This is a genomic window from Pseudomonas sp. BE134, assembly GCF_031456105.1.
GTDB lineage: Bacteria > Pseudomonadota > Gammaproteobacteria > Pseudomonadales > Pseudomonadaceae > Aquipseudomonas.
In genome coordinates, this window is sequence record NZ_JAVDUA010000038.1 from 30,628 (window position 1) to 49,948 (window position 19,321).

Consider the following 19,321-nt stretch of genomic DNA (forward strand, 5'->3'; position numbering starts at 1 on the left):
CGATTCAAGCTTAGCGATTACTCATTACTAGCGCGGTTATTGGCCATTCTTTGATCGGCTGTAACAATCTGATGCTCCGGCCAGCGGCGGCTTACCAGAGCCGTCCGCTGGATACGGTTGTTAGCGGGTCATGTAACTTTGACGATCTGCGGTGGACTCCACGTCCCTTTGCCAGGAGGCAGGATGGAAGGTGTTTCCGTCTTCGGCCAATACAGGCGCATCACCATGTAGATCAGATCATTCGGTGCAGGCAGCCAGTTGCTTTCCTTGTCTGTGCCAGGTGAATCCTTCTGGATGTACAGCGTCAGCGAACCGTCGGTGTTCTTCTTCATGTCGGGTAGCATTGGTGCGTTGATGAGGTAGCGATTGATCGGATTTTTGATCAGTAATTGCGACTTGCCGTCGTACATCGTCACCGACCAGAAGGCATTGACTGGCGGGAGTTGCCCGGCAGGAAAGGTGAGCGTGTAGTTGTGCTTGCTGCCGTCGAGTGGCTCGCCATTGGGTAAGGTACTGGTTATCGGATACGTGGCTTCATCGGCATCGTTGGCGTAGATGCCCGCTTGCGCGACGGCAGCGCGCTTCAGCCAGTCGCCGTTATAAAAGGCACTGTTGCCACCGGCACCGGTAATGTTCCAGCCGTTGATCTTCGTGCCGAGATTCTTGATCCCATCCTCGACCTTCGCATGCCCGGCCTGCATGCCCTGAACGATGGCGGCCTTCTGCTCGGCCGATAGAGCCTGGAAGTTAAAATCCTTCCCTACGCCGATTCGGGCAAGCTTCTCGCGGATCGCCACTTCATCCGGTGCGGCGGGATCGAGCTGCAAGGCAAAGCCCAGGTACTTGAAGAAATCAGTCTTCACCAGGTCTTTGTCGATCTTCGGGAAATCAATCGGCGGCGCGGCAGGCGGTGCGGGTTGCTTGAGATAGGCGGAAAGCGGTTGTGCCTTGTAGCCGGACTGGATCTTTTCGACGTTCGACATATCAGTTGGATTGAACAGCTGGGTTCGATAAATCGCGAAGGGCAGTTGCGTGCGGGAATGAAACACCTTCTTGATGCCCGGCGGAGTCACTCCTTTCCATTCGGGGCCGACCACCATGTAATCGCCGGCTTCATTGCCGGTGGTACGGTTGCCGATGTAACCGAAGTTGTAAGTATTGCCGTCGATGAGCTGCACCGAGTAGTAGCGCGGTTTCTCTACCGCTGGCACCGAGAGCACGATAGGCTCGCTACGCACGTCCATGAACATCAGGGAATAGGGCGTGTCGCTGTTCGGCGAGATGATGGCCGTGTCCTGGTAGGTAGCAACGTGATGCAGGCTATCAATCTGGTTGAACGGCGCCTTGAACTGGCTCGAGTTCTTGTCCACCGCGTAGTCGTACATGATTGCGTAGTTCATCACGATGGGCAGACCGTAAATGTAGCCTTCCTCGGCGATGGCTTTCGTTTCGGCGGGAGTGATGTCCGTTGCGTGGGTGAGGGTCGATGTAAAAGAGGTGAGCAATAACATTGCACAGCCAATGGCTCTCGGTAGTGGGTTTTTCATAAACCTGCTTCTCCATTCCTTGAATCGGGTAGTGAATCGATCAACTAACCATTAATGAGGCAATATGAAGGGTCGCGCTGTTCACGACCTGATAACGCATCTCGCCTTTTGTCTTCCTGTAAGTCTTTGTCTTGTCCGAAGATGTCACTCCGAACGCGACACTGTGCGAGGAGAATACGACATGGATGGCAAACCCGGATTGCTCGGTCAGTATATGCGGCAATTCAAAAAGCGCTGCCGAGATGCCGGCAGCTTTTCAAGACATTACTAGGTGTCTGACGCAGTATCGCCGTCCAATCTGACGCCCGACCTGCCCTTGATGAATGTCTCATCCAGCCATAGCCATTCTTAGCCCTACTGCCGCCTCAATAAGCTTTTGTGCCTGCTGCGAGATTGCCCACGCCAACTCATTATTTCCTGAGTTTTTGAGCGTTGCCGCTAAATCGTGCAGCTTCCCCACCTCGGCCTCGATGGTGCGGATGGATTCACCGATCTGGTAGTGAAGTGAGTGCGCCATGCCGTCAACCCTCGATCGAGATCTACTACAAATCACCGCCGTGCCAGGGATACTTAACCTTCGCGCTCTTGATGTCGCTTATGATTTGATGCGCAATAGCCCCTACCTGTTCTTGAGTCATAGCTGACTATTTGAAAGGAAGATAAAAAATTCAGTTTTTTCTTTGTTCTCCATATTCAAAAAGGTGTGCATTCCAGAAGGGGGGACAGTCGCGCAAGGCTCTCTCAGGTTTTTGTTGCGAATAGCTTGGGGTATAGGGGGCGGGGGGCTCACACCACCCAACTGCTCATCGGATTCTCAAGGTGATCACTTGATCTAGTGGCTAGTAGCCGCTATTCCTTTAGTACATGACAGGCGGGCAATACAGGGAAAAACCATAATGGCGAGATTCGTTGTCGTTCCCTCGATACCAAAGGAAACTGGATCAACGCGCTGTGGGACACGCTTTTATTGCACGACGGCCCCTATCGATTTCGACATCTACGACAATGAAGGTAAGTGCAGGTTAAAAATCTGCTATTCGACACGAATTGAGGCCAATGCAGAATGCGAACGACTGAATTCTGAAACTCTTCAAAGTGCGCTTGCCGAATACGCCTGCGTCAACTGATCTTCGATGCTGGTCATGCTCAGTACCAGGTTCCAGTGGACGATCAATGATGCGCTAAAGCATCCACTTCATGAGGATATGAGAGGCGATCCAGGGTGATGCCTCGGCGACACCCCATGCGATGGTTAGAGTGACGGACAAATAAGCTGCAAAAAACCTGATCACTGCACGCGTTTCCATCGCCTCATCCCCTTGATGCGTTTCATTTCAGTTGGACGCCATTCAACCCTCACGGTTCAATACCGGTCATCGCGGGACTTTGGGGCATAGCCAGGCCCGGAAAATGGCATCCGCTGAAGCATCAAGAAATCGGAGGGGGCAACCTTAGCGGCATACAAGCGGGCAGGGGATAGGGAGTCTGAAAACAAAAAGCCCGCGCGAGGCGGGCATTCTGTATGGGGTCAAATCCTTTTGTCTGCTCAATCTGCGCTCCATGATGTGAGCATTTCGTGAAAAGACTGCCGCAGAAACGAAAAAGCCCGGCGCAGTGGCCGGGCTCTTTATGCACGTAGCCAAATCCTTTTGGCTGATCGCATTGTGCCGGGTGGATGTGACGACGGTGTGACAGTCGGCAGATGTTGATCGGTCCAGAATCAAGGGGCTAAAACCAGCTGCGATCATCCTCCAGCTCTGCGCGGCACTGCTTGAGCTGTGAATGGTAGTTCTTTGACTGTTGTTCTACTTTGCGTGCCACCTGCATCAACCAGGGTTTGTTGCGATAGGTGCCACGACGAAAGCCGCCTCGCCCTTCATGGTAAGCCAGGTACTGGTTGTAGGCGTCCTCTTTGGAGACTCCAAGCTGGCTGTGGGTGCCAGTGGTGTACCAGCCGATAAACATCATCGCGTCATCATAGTTGTCACGCGAACCGCCATTGCCGGTTGCATCGTTGTACTCACCCCAGACAGGGTCCAGGGCTTGCGCATAACCATAAGCCGAACTGACACGACCCCAGGGAATCACCCCAAGCACGTAGTCACGGGGAGGCAATGCATCGGAGACGAAACTGCTCTCTTGCTTCATGATCGCCATCGCAACGTGTTGAGGTGTGCCCCATTCTTCTTGCATCTCTAGCGAGTCTTCGTACCAGTCAGGGTACTCACGATAAATATTGCACAGATTGTTCTGATCCTTTGGTGGCGACGTCGTGCAGCCCGTCAAGATCGAAAACACTAGTAGCAGTACCCAAACTCGTCCTTGTTTCATCCATAGCCCTCAAAAAAATAAGGGTGTTCGTAGCCCTGCGCTTGCAGCACAGAACTTGTGTAATGCTGATCTGCGAGGTCACGGAGTGTTTGTCAGGGGGAGGCGTTGAGCGACCAGCATGGCCGCTCAACTCAGGTGGGCATTAAAAGAGAATAAAAGCAGAGGCCGTTGTTTGATTCAGGTCGATGTCGCCGACTTCCAGTACTTCGTATTCAGCGCGGATACCAATGTTGCGAAACACATCAAATTCAACGCCGGCACCGTAGGTCAGATCCACGCCAGTGTCATCATCACTGGCATTGCCGTCAGCATCCCAGGCATGAGCACCGACGCTGCCGTAAAGGCGCACGCGGTCTCCCAGCGGAAAGCCGACATGGGCGCTGGCCTGGACAGATTTGCCATCGAAATCAAGATTCTTGTCCTCGAATTGGCCGAGATCAACAAAGGCGCCCTCGAAGGCCAGATAGCCGTTGAGACGATAGCCGGCAAAAACCTTGTAGCTGGTGTCGTCATCGCTCAGATGGGATTTGTCGGTTTCAATGTTGCTTACGCCAGCTCCAAGATACAAACCTCTGTCATCCGCGAGTGCCTGAAAAGACAGCAACGAAAGCAGTGAGACGAAGCCAAGGTTTCGAAAAAGCATGTGAGGTGAAGTCCTTCTACAGAGTGTCGATGGTGAGGTGTTCGCCGAGAATTTGAATGATCGGGAACACTGATAGAAGTCATTGATTTATATTTTTGAGTCACTTCAATCCGTGAAAGTATTGATGTTCGCCGGACATTGAAAAATACCGTCTTGCCAATGCACGAACAGAGAGCGCTTTGGAAAACAAACAGCCTTGCGCGAACCCCACTTCTTCTGAAATCAAGTGCGATAGTTGCTGTTGCGTGTCCACACCCTCGGCGACGACGTTGAGCTCTAAAGTCCTGGCAATTTTGGCAATATGCCGCCACAGCGCATCCTTGGCCAAGAGGGTGTCCTGTGTGATGGAGGCAAGATCTATTTTCAGTATGTCGACAGGTACTGATTCGATGAACGCCAGACCGGAGTAGCTGGAGCCTACGTCAACAATGGCAATACGATGCCCGCACGCTCGAAGTCTGTTCAGTTGAGTCGCTGCGCTTATCGGGCTCAAGAAGGCTTTTTCGGTGACTTCAAAGACCATTACCGAGGTCGGCAAGTTGTACGTTGCCAGGATGTTGGCCACAAAGTCTGGAAAGGTAGGATCGAGTATGTCTTGAGCGGAAAGATTGATTGTGATGTAAAAATCCTTACACGCCCAAAGATGGGTGCAGTAATCCTCTGCAACCCGGCGTATGACCGAGCGCGTAAGCTCGCAAATCAGGTCGGACTTTTCTGCCGTCTCTGCCGCCGCGATGAATACGTCCCCAGGAATGGCTGCCCCGTTTAAGCTCCAGCGAGAAAGCGATTGCGCACCGACCAGCTTACCCGTCCGCAAATTGATAATAGGCTGGTAGTGAATATCCAGCTCGTTCGCGCTAATGGCCTTGCGAAGCTGAGCTGCAGGAGAGGTGCAGTACCTTTGAATCCTCCGTGCGGTGTAAAACATAGCTCCCGGTATCAAAGCCAACGCAATAAAAAGCATCCAACTGAGCCCTGGATTCCCTGCAAGGCTTTCGGGGCCCAACCATACGGCCGAACAAGCAGCAACCGTTGTGCATAAAGCCAACGTCTGCCTTCCGAGCAAAGCGTTATACGCCGCCACCATAAAAACTCCGAAACACATGATTTTAGATGCGGGGATCTTGGACTGAAGAAGTAAGTTGCGCGTTATGAGTAGTCAATCAGCCATGCCAGTGCGACACCACACAAATAGGCGACAAGACAAAATATGATTTTTTTCTTAAGCGGCAGTGAATGTAATCGATAGCGCATGCTTACCCCCTTGAATTAGAAGTAAGAAATGTTGCTGGTTTAGAAGGGTGGATGAAAATTATTGATTGTTATTTTTTGGTGAGCGGCGTCTTCTGGAGGGGTTGATTGTTAGAGTTGTCCAGAATAGCGTCGCCTGCCATCGAACATATTGATCAGTTGGGCTTCGACAGTTTTGCAGCGTTGCGCCTGGTGGTTTCGGAGGGTGTCACTCCGTAAGCATCCTGATAGGCCTTGGAAAACCGGCTTAGATGCTGGAAGTTCCAGTACATCGCGGTTTCGGTAACCGTTGGCCATGTGTTACGGACCAAGTCCCGGCGGACATTGGCGAGTCTTAAGTTCCGAACGTAGGCGATCGGTGAAATCCCGAATGTTTCGACGAATCCATGATGCAGGGTGCGAGTTGTCGTTTGAAGCTGTTTTACCAGTGCCTTCATGCTAAGTGCCTTTTTCAGGTTGCCATGAATATATTCTATCGCTGCCATCGCGACCTTTCTTCTTGTCGGGACTTTAAGCGACGCGCGACCAGCAGGTGTCAATACCCGGAGTAGAGAAGTCAGCAAGGCACTTTCAATGGCTGAAGCTTCTGTACAGTCGCGCTGTTCTAACGGTAGGTTATTGGCGTTGTTAAAGTGGGTATTGATGGCTTGAATGGCAGATTGCATTGATTTGAAATTTGCAACCTGAAAACGGTAGTCCTTCCGATTTGCAAGCAAATCGATCGTTGAGTGGCTTTCCTGGCACTGTTTGTAATGTTCTAACGTCGTGGTAAGGGTGAGAAGAGTTTCATTAGGCTCGCAGGTGTAATGCACGGGCTCATCGCTAGTCAGCACGATGATTTCGTTAGGTCGTAACTCATGATTATTGATGATAGGCCGACCAACGGAAGCCTGTGAAATGGCAAAAGTGACATAGCCATGAGGCACTGCGCTGATAATAGTGATCGCTGAATCAAACTCCAGTCGACTGCATTGGAGCTTGGGTGTCTGAATGAGCTTATGCTGTCGAATACTGGCTTCACGCTCGGATGGGACGAGGTTCATTTCCCATCGGCCAATTGTTCGATTGAGGTTGTCCGCAGGTGTAGAGGTTACACGAAAGACTTCATCGGGGATGCTCATGGAATTGAACGCTCTTCAGCTGAATGGATAGTGCTAAGTAATATTTTGTCAAAGACGCTGATATCGGTCGTTAACGCCTATCAGTCGGGAGCGTTTGACGAGCGATCCATTTGACCGCTCCTCGCCAGTGACGTCCATAGAAAATAAACGCTGAGTGTAACAATTCGTTTATTTCTAAATCTTCACATCCAGTGTGTTAACTATGACGCGAAGGTACCTGACTCGGCGTTATCATTGCTGTCATTTTTTTCAGAGGCCGAGACCAACGACTCTGGCGCAAGTTGCAACGCTGCTGAAAAAACGTACGCATCGGTTGGAGCGATGTCCAATAGGCTTTGGAGTTTGCATGGCGCTATTTTAGAACCAAAGATGGCCGTTTTTTGGCGGGTTGGACCGATGGCTGCAGCATCATAGGCAAACAAATCATTAACGCGATAGTTGTTGCAGATTTTATATCTGGTTTTTTCATCGCTCAGTGTTTTTTTGTTGCTTTCAATACGTGTCAGTTCGACACTTTGAGGCTCATCTTCATAGGCCATGGCCTTCACAGAGAGCAATACACCAAACGATACGGTTGCGAGGTTTTTTAGCTGCATTGACGTGCTTTCCTTATTAATGGCTTTTCAGGCAGAGCAAAGTGTCAGCCGCATCACTGTTACGGCCTGGCCTGTGGATAGTCTCGCTTCCACGAGGCTTATCAAAGTCAAAAACTCATATTTTCGGAGTGGCAGGTTTATTGGAAAATGTCGTCAAGGCCGGGTTCACTGTAGGGAGAGACCACGGCTCCGGAAACTATAGAGGAGAGATTGAGGGGGTGGGGCGCCTGACTCAAATCAGTAATTCTTATTTTTCTTGTTTGAGCCGGCTTCAGAGGGGTAAGGCGTATCAAGACCTGTTGTCTGGCCGAATGTGCGTGACGTGATGGGCAACAGAGGGCTTAGTGATTCATGCAACGCAAGCGGCCAAGATCGTGCACATAAAAGCAAACGGCTTTTTTATTGGTGGTCGGGATTAATTCGTAGTTTAGAACAGCGCCTTCCTGCAGAACGAACTGGCGTCGAAAAAAGAGATCGGGTGTTTTTTCAATGGCGAATAGCTCGTTGTCCTGGCTAAGTTTGACGTTGTTTATTTTTATCTGAACGTGACGATTGCTTTCCCGGGTGATATCCGCCGTGATCGTAGCGTTGCGGATTTTTCCGTTCAGGCTTTCCAGTGTGGTTTGCGTAAGTCGCCCGTGCCCTATGGTCAGATACTCTTCCGTGTTGAGTTGATTCAAATCTTCGAGCCATTGACGGGTGATTGTTTGATAACTGGTATTTTCCATGTAATAAGAGGGCGAATACATCAAAGAGAAAATACAGGCGGCGTTGATAATACCCAGCACGATCCAGTGAGCAATTGAAGGTATTGTTGGCTTCATGGCGTTGCTTCCAAACATTGTTGGATCATCAAGGCGAGGTCTTTTTGGTCGCGATTCAATTGTAGGTTTGCAGTGCTCAGGTCCGGACGAATGCACGAAACAGAGTAGTTTGTTTTAAAGAGATTCAACCAAACCTGACCCTTTAAGTTTGGCGAAAGCTGTTGAGCCTGTTTAACCGAAAGATCCCGCAGTGATTGAGCCTCTTCGACGCTGTTGCCTACTGCATGGATGACTAATTCGTTTACTTTTACACTGGAAATTTCTATTTTCGGTGTGTCGAAGCCTGAATGAAACCCGGTGAAGGCACAAACACCCAAAGTCACGACATAAGCGACTGACAGGGCTTTTTTAACGTAAGTTGCTTTTAGGGGTTTTTCTGAAGGCACCAGGACTTCATCAACTTCGCTCGACGGAAGCACTTCAATGGCGGGCACTGAAGGTTGCACGGCTTCATTTGAAGCGGGCGGCACTGTTTGTGGGTCAACGACGTAGTGACGGTTGAAGCAATAGCCTCTTCGAGGGACCGTCATCAAAATCTCGTGATCTCGACTGTCGTTCAAAATGTTTCTAAGTGAGAAAACGGCCTGATTCAAACTGCCGGAAGCGACGACGCGGTCGTTCCAGGTGTAATCGATTATCTCCTCACGGCTTTTTGTCTGGCCGGGTTCCGTTAGCAGCAGGTCCAGCAGGCGCGATTCCGCTCTACCTATCGTGGTGCTTTGAACATCTCCATGGGGTGTCGTAATGGAAAGCAAGGCGGTGTCTGGGTCGAAAAGGGTCATTGCCCCGTTTTTCAACTTGAAGGCGTAACGCATGGGAATCCTTCGTTCAGGTGGATCTGGCTGGGTATCAAAGTCGGTTTTGATGGGCTGGATTTGACGTAATACATTTGTGTCGGAGGGGATGAGCGGCTACGAGCGGGCATGCGCGGAAGGTGCAGAGAGAGCCACTAGACAATGCTGAAATAGCCTATCAAAAATCTCACTGGAATCAAGCAAGGGTAATCCACGGGGTATCAATCGAGGTCAATGATGATGCTCGGTACGAATAATGTGCGCTATCCGAAAACTGCAAGGCAGGGTTTGAGACTGGCTTCCATCAAGCGCGCACAAGCTTGTGGCCTGGCAGTAGTGATTCCCATTTACTGAGGCGATATTTTTTGCGACCCGCAACAAACTGAGCCCCGGCATTTTGAGTGAGGTGCAGGCTGGGGCAGAGGATAAGGACAGTTAAGTTACTTCAGAGACTGGGTGAACTTGATAGGGTGATTGCATGAAGGGGTAATTATTAATTATATAGTTACATTAATTAAGTTGTTCGGGCGCAAGTAGCAGGATCAAGGCAAAACGTTATAGCCGCGCTGTTGCAGGCAACTGCTGTATACCGAGTTGTTGGCGGCGATGGTTTGCTCGGTGGTCCCAAGGTTCTGTCGGCGTTCCTGACGTTGTCTTGATGCCCCGACCACTGCGCCGGCTGCTGCCGCGCTGTGCGCACGGTTCTGGCGATAATCTTGTTTGATATCGTCGTCGATCTGGTCATAAACGTTGTCATGTTGCCGGCCCCGAACTTCCGCTGCAGCCGCCCCGGCTACCGCGGCGGTGGTAGCGCCCTTTATCCGCCCACCAGATGGCACTGTGTTTTGCGTCGGGAATTGGGCATTGGCCTGTGATTGGCAGGCGCTGGTGTCTTGAGAAATCATTTGGGATGTCTGGCCTTTGAGTGGAACCAGTGTCACCGCCCACGCACTAGAGCTGGTGAGCAATACAATGGCCGATAAGGTCAAGGTCAGTCGTTTCATCAAGTCGGACTCTTGTTAGAGATCGTTACGTGGCTTAACGGATTGTTCAGGGAGGCGCAGCTAAAACCCCATGCCTGTCTGCATCGTGATGCGCTCCATGACAATGGGTGGCAGACAATTCGACATTTGCAATGGGGTATGGCGCGGTTATTACTGCTTGGAAAGGAGCGTCTGCATGTCGTTCGTCATGCTTTTGAGGGCGGCCTTGAAGTCATTGGCGGCGATTGGCTGGCTGGCGTTTTTCAAGGTCTCGCCGAATACCTTGCGTACCGCCTTGGCGACCGGCAAACCGGTTTTGGCATCCATCAGTTCGGCTTCGAGGTACAGTTCGGCCGTTTGATCGCGATGACCGGTGGCTGCTTGTGTTGCACCGACAATCGCGGCGATCGGCACGGCTTCATACCAATGCATGCCCTCGTTGGTGGCGCTGACCTCGGTGATCGCTGCATTCAGGATCAATGTCCGCGAAGCGGCGGGTGCTTGCTGTGCATTGGAGACGATCGTGTAGGAGGGGGCAAAGGCGCTCCTGACACTGTTGCTGGCCATGGTCTGGACGTCTTGCAGGGTTTGCAAGTTGACGCGGTCGGTCGGTTTTGGCGCCGGGTACAGCTCTACCTGCTTGAACACGACAGTGGAATAAGCATGAGGATCAAACCCTGGTTTCACCCAACGCAACACCTTCTGTTCACTCGGCGTGGTGTGTTCTTCCAGTCCCTGGTAATTGGCCAGGAAGCCCGAATATTGCTCCTGCTGCGCCACCTTCGAGACACAGCCGACCTGAAACACGCAGCTCAAAGCAATACCCACAATCCATCTATTCGACATGCTCATGTGTTCTGTTCTCAAGTAATGAAAGTTGTCATTCAGTTTCCGACCTGGTCCCAGGTGCTGGCTGGGGCGGATGCTGCCCGCAGTGGTGGGAAAATCCGAATCAATAACCCTCAAAAACTATTAAATTACCCCGCCAGTACGTATCCGATCCTGGGCCTCTTATGGACGGCGGCTATGTGAACAGAACGTTTCAATCTGTGAGCAATCCCTGATCGCAATGGCGACAGCGCAGCGTTACCGTATGATGTCCATCAACAGCTGCTGACCCGCAAATCTCCCGTTGCGCGATGCCGTGCATCCGCCACAGGCCTTGGATATCTCGCAACACTGGGCCCCTGTCACGAAATGAAAAGCCATTGTCGTCTGATGAGAAGCGGCTCCAGGGGCGGCATCCTACAGTCCAATCAGCGCAATTCGACGCACCCAACATTGCAGATTGGAGAATAAGAAATCATGGCCAAAGCCGTTCGCTTTTACGAAACCGGTGGTCCCGAAGTCCTTCGTTATGAAGACGTCGAAGTAGGCGATCCTGGTCCTGGCCAGGTTCGTCTTCGTCATGTAGCGGTCGGCCTGAACTATGCCGACACCTACTTCCGCAATGGCACCTACCCGATCCCTATGCCAAACGGCATGGGCGTTGAGGCTTCCGGTGTGGTCCAGGCCATCGGTGAAGGCGTGACCAACGTTCAAGTAGGTGATCGCGTCACCTATACCGGTTTTCTCAACACCTTGGGTGCCTACAGCACCGAGCGTCTGATCTCGGCTGCGCCGTTGATCAAGTTGCCGGAAACCATCAGCTTCGAAACGGCCGCGGCCATGACCATGCGTGGTCTGACCTCGTCGTACCTGATGCGCCGCATCTACGACTTCAAGGCCGGTGACACCATTTTGCTGCACGCCGCCGCGGGTGGTGTGGGCCTGATCGTTTCGCAGTGGGCCAAGCTGCTCGGCGTGAACGTCATCGGTACCGTGTCCACCGAAGCCAAGGGTGAAATTGCCCTGGCCCATGGTTGCAGCCACGTCATCAATTACAGCCATGAAGACGTTGCCCAGCGCGTTCGCGAGATGACGGACGGCGTGGGTGTCAACGTTGTGTTCGACAGCGTTGGCAAGAACACCTTCATGGGTTCCCTGGATTCGCTCAAGCGTCGCGGCTTGATGGTGTGCGTCGGCACTGCGTCCGGCCCGATCCCGGCCTTCGACCCGGTACTGCTGGCAATGAAGGGTTCGCTGTTCCTGACCCGTCCGGCCCTGGCCGACTACATCGCAGACCCGGCGGAAAAAGCCGACCTGGCCGGCGAGTTGTTCGACCATGTCGGCAGCGGTCGGATCAAGATCGAAATCAATCAGCACTATGCCTTGCAAGACGCTGTCCAGGCGCATCGCGACCTAGAGTCACGCAAGACTACTGGCTCTTCGATTTTCATCGTTTAAGGAGCGGCCAGTCATGAAAGTCGAACAATTGACCTACAACATCGGCGCCGAACTGATCGGCGTCAACCTCGCCGACGCGGTGCATGACGACGGTCTGTTTGCCGAGATTCGTGCCCAGTTAGTCAAGCATCGGGTGGTGTTCCTGCGTGATCAGGACATCAGCCGCGCTGATCACGTGGCTTTCGCCCGTCGTTTCGGCGAGCTTGAGGATCATCCGGTGGCCGGCAGTGACCCGGATCATCCAGGGTTGGTACGCATCTACAAGAATCCGGACCAGCCAATGGACCGCTACGAGAACGCCTGGCACACCGACGCCACTTGGCGCGACGCCCCACCGATGGGCTGTGTGCTGCGTTGCGTAGAGTGCCCGCCCGTGGGCGGCGACACCATGTGGACCAACATGGTCCAGGCCTATGCGAACTTGCCTGAAGACGTAAAGGTGAAGATCGCCGATCTGCGTGCCCGCCACAGCATCGAAGCGAGCTTCGGTGCGGCCATGCCGATCGAGAAACGTCTGGCGCTAAAGGCGATGTACCCGGATGCCGAGCACCCGGTGGTGCGTACTCACCCGGAAACCGGTGAAAAGGTGCTGTTCGTCAACGCCTTCACCACCCACTTCAGCAACTACCACACCCCTGACCGGGTGCGTTTCGGCCAGGACGCAAACCCTGGTGCGGGCGAGTTGCTGCGCTACCTGATCAGCCAGGCGTACATCCCTGAGTATCAAGTGCGCTGGCGCTGGAAACCAAACAGCATCGCGATCTGGGACAACCGCAGTACCCAGCATTACGCGGTCATGGATTACCCGCCGTGCCATCGCAAGATGGAACGTGCCGGGATTATCGGTGACAAGACGTTCTGATCGAACCCCTGTATTAGCACTCGTAGAGTCGCCTGCCAGGCATGACCGGCAGGCGGACAACCATAAAAATTGGAGTAACTCATGCAATTCTTCGACGATTCCCTGCACCCGGAAAACATGGAAAAAGTGGTCATCACCGTGGCCCCGTACGGCCCTGAGTGGATGCCGGAAGATTTCCCGGAAGACATCCCGCTGACCATGGACGAGCAAGTCCAGAAAGCGGTCGAGTGCTATGAAGCCGGCGCCACGGTTCTGCACCTGCACGTGCGTGAACTGGACGGCAAGGGTTCCAAGCGTCTGTCCAAGTTCAACGAATTGATTGGCGGCGTGCGTGAAGCAGTGCCGGACATGATTATCCAGGTCGGCGGTTCGATTTCCTTCGCCCCTGAAAGCGATGGTGAAGCCGCGCTGTGGTTGTCCGACGATACCCGCCACATGCTGGCCGAGCTGACGCCAAAACCGGATCAGGTCACGGTGGCGATCAACACCACCCAGATGAACATCATGGAACTGCTGTATCCGGAATACCTGGAAGGCACTTCCCTGGCCAACCCTGCCTATCAGGCTGCCTACAGCGAAATGACCGTACCGGCCGGCCCGGCCTGGGTTATCGAGCACCTTAAGCGTCTGATGGACAATGACATCCAGCCGCACTTCCAGCTGACCGGCATGCACGCTTTGGAAACTCTGCAGCGTATGGTGCGCAAGGGTCTGTACAAAGGTCCATTGAACCTGACCTGGATCGGAATCGGTGGCGGTTTCGACGGTCCTAATCCGTTCAACTTCTTCAACTTCATCCACCGCGTACCAGACGGCTGCACCCTGACGTCCGAGTCGCTGCTCAAGAACGTGCTGCCGTTCAACACCATGGCGATGGCCATGGGTATGCACCCGCGTGTGGGCAATGAAGACACCATCATTGATCACAAGGGCGACCGTTTCGGTTCGGTTGCACAGATCCAGCAAACCGTGCGCATCGCTCACGAGCTGGGTCGCGAAATCGCCACCGGCAAAGAAGCCCGCGCGATTTATCGCATTGGTGAGAAGTACGAAACTATCGAAGAAACCCTGTTGGCCAACGGCATGGCCCCCAACCGCAAGGCTGGGCAGAAAGGTGTGCCGCAACGCGGCTGACCGGCAGCGAGGGCGGGAGGTCGATGACCTCTCGCTCGCTGTTTAGCAATTCGCTCGATAACAACAATAAAGCAAAGTTTCGAGGAGGCTGCATGGCCTTTCACCCAATCGCCGCTGACGATGATGACTCCAATGGTGTCAGTGTTGCGCGCAAATATGCCTGGATCGTCTTCGCACTGACGTTCGGTTTGTTGATTTCCGATTACATGTCCCGCCAAGTGCTGAACGCAGTATTTCCGTTGCTCAAGGGCGAGTGGGCCCTGACTGACAGCCAACTCGGTTTGCTCAGCGGCATCGTGGCGTTGATGGTCGGCTTGCTGACCTTTCCATTGTCATTGATGGCTGACCGCTTCGGTCGGGTTAAAAGTCTGGCGCTGATGGCGCTGTTGTGGAGTATCGCCACGCTGGGCTGCGCATTGGCGCAGGACTACCAGCAAATGTTTATTGCCCGCTTCATGGTGGGTGTCGGTGAGGCTGCCTATGGCAGCGTCGGTATTGCCGTGGTGATTTCGGTGTTTCCGAAACACATGCGTGCAACGCTGGCCAGTGCCTTTATGGCCGGCGGTATGTTTGGCTCGGTTTTGGGCATGGCCTTGGGCGGTGCTATTGCGGCCAAGCTCGGCTGGCGCTGGTCGTTTGCCGGCATGGCCCTGTTTGGTCTGGTGCTGGCGGTGTTGTACCCGATCATTGTCAAGGAAGCACGCATTGCGCCTCAGCGTGCGGCGCAGGCCGGCAAAAAAGTCAGCGCGGCGGTCAAGCGTCCATTGCGCACATTGTGCTCCAGCCCTTCGGTGATTGCGGCTTACATCGGCAGTGGTTTGCAACTGTTCGTTGGCGGCACCGTGATCGTGTGGATGCCAAGCTACCTCAATCGCTATTACGAGATGGCGCCGGGCAAGGCTGGCGGTGTTGCGGCGATCATCGTCCTGTGCAGCGGCGCCGGGATGATCCTGTGCGGCATGCTCAGCGATCGCATGTGTCGTCAATCGGCCGAGCGCAAGGTCGCGCTGGCCATCGCTTATTGCCTGGGCAGTTGCCTGCTGCTTTCGGCGGCGTTCGCCTTGCCGCCAGGACCTGCGCAATTGCTGTTGATTTGCCTGGGTATGTTGATTGCCGCCGGCACCACCGGACCTGCCGGGGCGATGGTAGCCAACCTGACTCACTATTCGGTGCACGGTACGGCGTTTGCCACGCTGACCCTGGCCAACAACTTGCTCGGCCTGGCGCCTGGCCCGTTCATTACCGGCAAGGTGTCCGACATGATCGGCTTGCAGGCGGCCTTCCAGCTAGTACCGCTGGTGAGTATTGCGGCAGCGGCGGTGTTCTTTTTTGCCAAGTGCCATTACCACAAGGATATCGCCCGGCTGGCGGGTGAGAGTGTCAACGATTCGGTCAGTAAAGCTGTAGAGGTGAAGGTGTGAGTGGTCGTTTGCGTATCGATGTGTTTTTCGATTTTATCTGCCCCTGGTGCTTGATCGGAAAACGCCAACTGGAGCGCGCTCTGGAGTTGCTGCGCTCGCAGCAACCGGATGTGCTGGTGACCACGGTGTGGCATGGGGTGCAGTTGCTCCCGCACCTGCCGGTACAGGGCGAACCGTTCGCCGAGTTCTACCTCAACCGTCTGGGCAGTGCCGAAGCGGTGGCGATGCGTCAGGGCCAGGTGCAGCGGGCCGCACAGGCGGTAGGGGTGGCCATCGACTTGAGTCGCATTGCCACGATGCCTAATACCGCTGATGCCCATCGCCTGTTGGCGCACGCCAACTCACGAGGCAGTTCGGCTCAGCGCGATCTGTTGCTTGAGCGACTGTTCGCGGCGTACTTCCAGAACGGCGAGGACCTGGGTAGCCGCGAGACCTTGATCGCCATCGCCCAATCGTGCGGTTATGACGCTGATGCGGTGAGGGATTACTTGAAAGACGAATCCGGTCCGTTTGTCGGTAACGAGATAGGGGCCTCCAGCGGCGTGCCAAGTTTTCAGTTTGACGGCCAATTAACGATGACCGGCGCGCAGCCTGCCGAGGTGCTGCTGGGCACTATGTACGAAGCCTTGGAGCGCCAGCGCGTGCGGTCCTCGTCATGACGCGTCGTGTCCCCGTGCCCACGGGAAAACTCCCGCAGGCGGGCGGTCGTGCACTGTTTGAGTTCGAGAACAAAAGCCTGGCGTTGTTCAACGTCGAGGGCGAGTTGTTTGCCATCGATGACAGTTGTCCGCATCAGGGCGCCTCGCTCTGTGGCGGGCGTCTTGAGGGTCGGGTGATTCAATGCTGCGCTCATGGTCTGCGGTTCGATCTGCGCAGCGGCTACTTGCTCAATTCCACCCAGCTCAAGGTCATCAACTACCCGGTCGAAGTTGTCGACGACCAGGCCTTTATCGTTATTGCTTCTGAGGAGTCCGCGCCATGAGCGCCATCGCTCTTTCCCGTATCCATAGCCGAACACGCGAACTGGCACCGGGATTTATCGTCAGTCTGATCGTGGCGGCAGCCGCTACTTTTTTGTCCGAGCACTACAAAGCGCCGGTGATGCTGTTTGCCTTGCTGCTGGGCATGGCCCTGAACTTCCTGGCGGGAGAGGGTGTCTGCAAGGCCGGCATCGAATTTACCGCGCGCACCGTGTTGCGCATCGGCGTGGCCCTGCTGGGTATGCGTATCACCCTTGAGCAGATTGCCGCGCTGGGCTGGAAGCCGGTAGTGCTGGTGGTGACTCTGGTGGTGGTGACCATTGGCGTTTCGGTGATCGCGGCCAAGCTGCTGGGTTTCCAGCGTTTGTTCGGCATGCTCACCGGTGGCGCGACGGCGATCTGCGGCGCTTCCGCTGCTTTGGCGCTGGCTGCGGCATTGCCTAATCATCCGCAGAAAGAACGCGCCACACTGTTTACCGTCATTGGTGTGTCGGCGCTGTCGACCATGGCAATGATCGTTTATCCAATGATTGCCAACTGGTTTTCATTGTCACCGCAAATGGCGGGAATATTCCTCGGCGCCACCATCCACGATGTGGCCCAAGTGGTTGGTGCCGGTTACAGCATGTCGACCGAAACGGGCGACACGGCCACAGTGGTCAAGCTTATGCGGGTCGCAATGCTCCTGCCGGTGATCGTCTGTGCGGCCATGGTGACGCGTATGCAAGGCGTCGAGACCGGAGGCAAGCGACCGCCTCTGCTGCCGTGGTTCGCCGTCGGTTTTCTGCTGCTGGCGTGCATCAACAGCACAGGCTGGGTGGTGCCAGCGGTGCAAGGCACGGTCAATGAACTGTCGCGCTGGTGCCTGGTGGTGTCCATCAGTGCCCTGGGCATGAAGACTCAACTCAAGGAACTGGCCTCCGTAGGCATCAAGCCCATCCTCCTGATGGTGGGGGAGACGGTGTTCCTCGTCGTCCTGGTCCTGCTGATGCTGCGCTGGATGTTCTAAGCCGGACCTGAATCCGTTTACAGCAGGGCCGCATTGCGTTTGACTCCTCAGCGCTTTGCGGGCCTCGGTCGGTGTCACAAACACCGGCTTTTTGCGGCGACTGTACAAGCAGTCGCCGTTTTTTATGTTTCGGATTCTGAACCAAAGTCACGACTTGAAGGATGCCTCCCGGCGCCAGCCCCATATTCAGGGTTGCGCTCGGGTGGGCGGTACATTCAGGGGGGGAGGGTGCTGGTACGGCTCGCTCAGTATTCCTTGGCGTCGGAGAGCGGTTTTGAGGGCGTTTGCTTTTGTGCGCGCCAAGTGGCGGGTGGCATGCCGAACTGGGTGATGAACCAGCGTGTGAAGGAGCTCGCCATGGAATACCCGAGCATGTCGGCGATGCGCCCCAGCGAATAATTCGGATTCTCCAGATAACGCAGGACCAGATCGCGGCGCACGTCGTTGATCAGGTCGTTGAAGGCGCAGCCGTCATCTTTGAGGCGACGTTGCAGCGTTCGTACGTTCATGCCCTGGGTCTGGGCGATCTGCTCAATGGTGGCGCGCCCCATGGGCAGCAGCACATAAATGGCCTTGCGCACCTCGAACAGCAACGACGGCCCTTCATCACTCAGCAGCGAGTCGAGGTAACCCTGAGCGTAACGAGCCATGGCCGGGTCGGCGTGGGGGTTGGTCGCGTCCAGACTGGTATTGGGGCAGACAATGCCGTTGAACTCGCTGCCGAACTCCAGCGTGCAGCCGAACAGGCGGCGATGCAATTGCAGGTTGTCCGGCGGCTGGTGGGTGAAATTGACGCTGTAGGGGCTCCAGTGTGCACCGAGCAAAGCCGCGCACAAACGGAACATCACGCCGATGGCCAGTTCGTTGGCTTGCCGGGAGGCCATGGGCGTGTCGGTCACCACCTCTTCGCGAATGATCACCATTTTGCCGGCCTCTTCAATGAAGATGGCCAGCGAATCATTCATCAAGTGACGGTAATGCGCGATGACCTCAAAGGCCTCTCGCAGCGTACGCTGGTGAGTGAGCAACAAACTGACCACCCCGAAGTCCGAGAGGTGGCGCGACTCGGCCATGCTCAGGCCGAAGCTCTGGCAGCCACTGGCGACGGCTGAATCTTCCAGCACACGCACGGCCGAATCGATGGGAATCCGATGTTCCGGTGCTAATAACTGAGCCCTGCTCAAGCCGTTGGCTTCCAGTACATCGCGCGGGTTAAATCCCAGGTACTGGGTGACCTCCAGGTAGTTGGTCAAGACAGCTGCGCGAACAAGCTTGGTCATGCGTGGGTCTTCCCTGGGCCGGTTGAGGTGGAAATGAGCGTGGCGACTATATCCAGCACGTCATGAAATGGAAAGTTTGTTGCGTAAGCGCCGGCGTGCGCCCTGTGGTGACTCTAATTGCCCCGTCTCATCGAGATAAAACCGCTCACGTATTGATTACAGTGGCCTTGGGCAAACCCGTTGTGATTTTCGACCAGCGGGCACCTCATGTCGGCGCCGTGAAATTTGTCATGAAAAGAAAAGTGGCTGACGTCCAATG

At 54.6% G+C, this 19,321-nt stretch carries 19 protein-coding genes; 7 read left to right on the top strand and 12 right to left on the bottom strand.

All coding sequences use genetic code 11. The annotated features are described in order from the left end of the window. Positions 1-128 precede the first annotated feature (128 nt). The 11 genes from J2Y56_RS25570 to J2Y56_RS25620 all read right to left on the bottom strand — a co-directional run bounded on the left by J2Y56_RS25570 (position 129) and on the right by J2Y56_RS25620 (position 10,942). Positions 129-1,511: a DUF1254 domain-containing protein gene (locus tag J2Y56_RS25570; RefSeq protein ID WP_310353443.1), complete on the bottom strand. Its 1,383-nt coding sequence runs from the start codon at positions 1,509-1,511 to the stop codon at positions 129-131. A gap of 364 nt (positions 1,512-1,875) precedes the next feature. Next, positions 1,876-2,064, bottom strand: coding sequence for a hypothetical protein (locus J2Y56_RS25575; protein ID WP_007947472.1), 189 nt, complete (start codon positions 2,062-2,064; stop codon positions 1,876-1,878). A 1,211-nt stretch (positions 2,065-3,275) separates the two neighbouring features. After that, positions 3,276-3,878, bottom strand: coding sequence for a hypothetical protein (locus tag J2Y56_RS25580; protein ID WP_310339093.1), 603 nt, complete (start codon positions 3,876-3,878; stop codon positions 3,276-3,278). A gap of 142 nt (positions 3,879-4,020) precedes the next feature. Continuing rightward, the gene (locus J2Y56_RS25585; protein ID WP_007947469.1) at positions 4,021-4,521 is read right to left on the bottom strand and encodes an outer membrane beta-barrel protein; all 501 of its coding nucleotides are present in this window, start codon (positions 4,519-4,521) and stop codon (positions 4,021-4,023) included. 100 nt (positions 4,522-4,621) lie between these two features. Further along, positions 4,622-5,608 carry an EAL domain-containing protein gene (locus J2Y56_RS25590; protein ID WP_310353447.1) on the bottom strand — a complete coding sequence of 329 codons (987 nt, stop codon included), beginning with the start codon at positions 5,606-5,608 and terminating at the stop codon, positions 4,622-4,624. Positions 5,609-5,927: 319 nt separating this feature from the next. After that, complete coding sequence (locus J2Y56_RS25595; protein WP_310353450.1) at positions 5,928-6,893, bottom strand: helix-turn-helix domain-containing protein; 966 nt, start codon at positions 6,891-6,893, stop codon at positions 5,928-5,930. A 200-nt stretch (positions 6,894-7,093) separates the two neighbouring features. Then, positions 7,094-7,489: a hypothetical protein gene (locus J2Y56_RS25600; RefSeq protein WP_310339102.1), complete on the bottom strand. Its 396-nt coding sequence runs from the start codon at positions 7,487-7,489 to the stop codon at positions 7,094-7,096. A 341-nt stretch (positions 7,490-7,830) separates the two neighbouring features. Continuing rightward, the gene (locus J2Y56_RS25605) at positions 7,831-8,313 is read right to left on the bottom strand and encodes a hypothetical protein (protein ID WP_310353454.1); all 483 of its coding nucleotides are present in this window, start codon (positions 8,311-8,313) and stop codon (positions 7,831-7,833) included. Continuing rightward, positions 8,310-9,128: a transcriptional regulator gene (locus tag J2Y56_RS25610; protein ID WP_007947461.1), complete on the bottom strand. Its 819-nt coding sequence runs from the start codon at positions 9,126-9,128 to the stop codon at positions 8,310-8,312. The genes J2Y56_RS25605 and J2Y56_RS25610 overlap by 4 nt, the downstream gene beginning before the upstream one ends. Positions 9,129-9,649: 521 nt before the next feature. Further along, the gene (locus J2Y56_RS25615) at positions 9,650-10,111 is read right to left on the bottom strand and encodes a YMGG-like glycine zipper-containing protein (RefSeq protein WP_007947459.1); all 462 of its coding nucleotides are present in this window, start codon (positions 10,109-10,111) and stop codon (positions 9,650-9,652) included. Positions 10,112-10,261: 150 nt separating this feature from the next. Then, on the bottom strand, positions 10,262-10,942 hold the full coding sequence (locus tag J2Y56_RS25620) for a DUF3313 domain-containing protein (protein ID WP_007947458.1): 681 nt from the start codon (positions 10,940-10,942) through the stop codon (positions 10,262-10,264). Between the two features lie 453 nt (positions 10,943-11,395). Here J2Y56_RS25620 and J2Y56_RS25625 point away from each other — a divergent pair, with 453 nt between their 5' ends. From J2Y56_RS25625 to J2Y56_RS25655, 7 genes are all read left to right on the top strand, one after another. Then, positions 11,396-12,376 carry a quinone oxidoreductase gene (locus tag J2Y56_RS25625; protein WP_007947457.1) on the top strand — a complete coding sequence of 327 codons (981 nt, stop codon included), beginning with the start codon at positions 11,396-11,398 and terminating at the stop codon, positions 12,374-12,376. 13 nt (positions 12,377-12,389) lie between these two features. Further along, positions 12,390-13,238 (top strand): TauD/TfdA family dioxygenase, encoded by an 849-nt coding sequence (locus J2Y56_RS25630; RefSeq protein WP_310353459.1) that lies wholly within the window; start codon positions 12,390-12,392, stop codon positions 13,236-13,238. A gap of 81 nt (positions 13,239-13,319) precedes the next feature. Beyond that, positions 13,320-14,372 (top strand): 3-keto-5-aminohexanoate cleavage protein, encoded by a 1,053-nt coding sequence (locus J2Y56_RS25635; RefSeq protein WP_007947455.1) that lies wholly within the window; start codon positions 13,320-13,322, stop codon positions 14,370-14,372. A 92-nt stretch (positions 14,373-14,464) separates the two neighbouring features. Next, positions 14,465-15,793 (top strand): MFS transporter, encoded by a 1,329-nt coding sequence (locus J2Y56_RS25640; protein WP_007947454.1) that lies wholly within the window; start codon positions 14,465-14,467, stop codon positions 15,791-15,793. After that, positions 15,790-16,452 (top strand): DsbA family oxidoreductase, encoded by a 663-nt coding sequence (locus tag J2Y56_RS25645; protein ID WP_007947453.1) that lies wholly within the window; start codon positions 15,790-15,792, stop codon positions 16,450-16,452. The genes J2Y56_RS25640 and J2Y56_RS25645 overlap by 4 nt, the downstream gene beginning before the upstream one ends. Then, complete coding sequence (locus tag J2Y56_RS25650; RefSeq protein WP_007947452.1) at positions 16,449-16,775, top strand: Rieske 2Fe-2S domain-containing protein; 327 nt, start codon at positions 16,449-16,451, stop codon at positions 16,773-16,775. The genes J2Y56_RS25645 and J2Y56_RS25650 overlap by 4 nt, the downstream gene beginning before the upstream one ends. Further along, positions 16,772-17,782, top strand: coding sequence for a YeiH family protein (locus J2Y56_RS25655; RefSeq protein ID WP_007947451.1), 1,011 nt, complete (start codon positions 16,772-16,774; stop codon positions 17,780-17,782). Before J2Y56_RS25650 ends, J2Y56_RS25655 begins: the two co-directional genes overlap by 4 nt. Before the next feature lie 245 nt (positions 17,783-18,027). Here the strand turns inward: J2Y56_RS25655 and J2Y56_RS25660 are convergent, their stop codons facing one another. Beyond that, entirely contained in the window at positions 18,028-19,062 is a 1,035-nt protein-coding gene (locus J2Y56_RS25660) for an AraC family transcriptional regulator (protein WP_007947450.1), read from the bottom strand. Positions 19,063-19,321 lie beyond the last annotated feature (259 nt).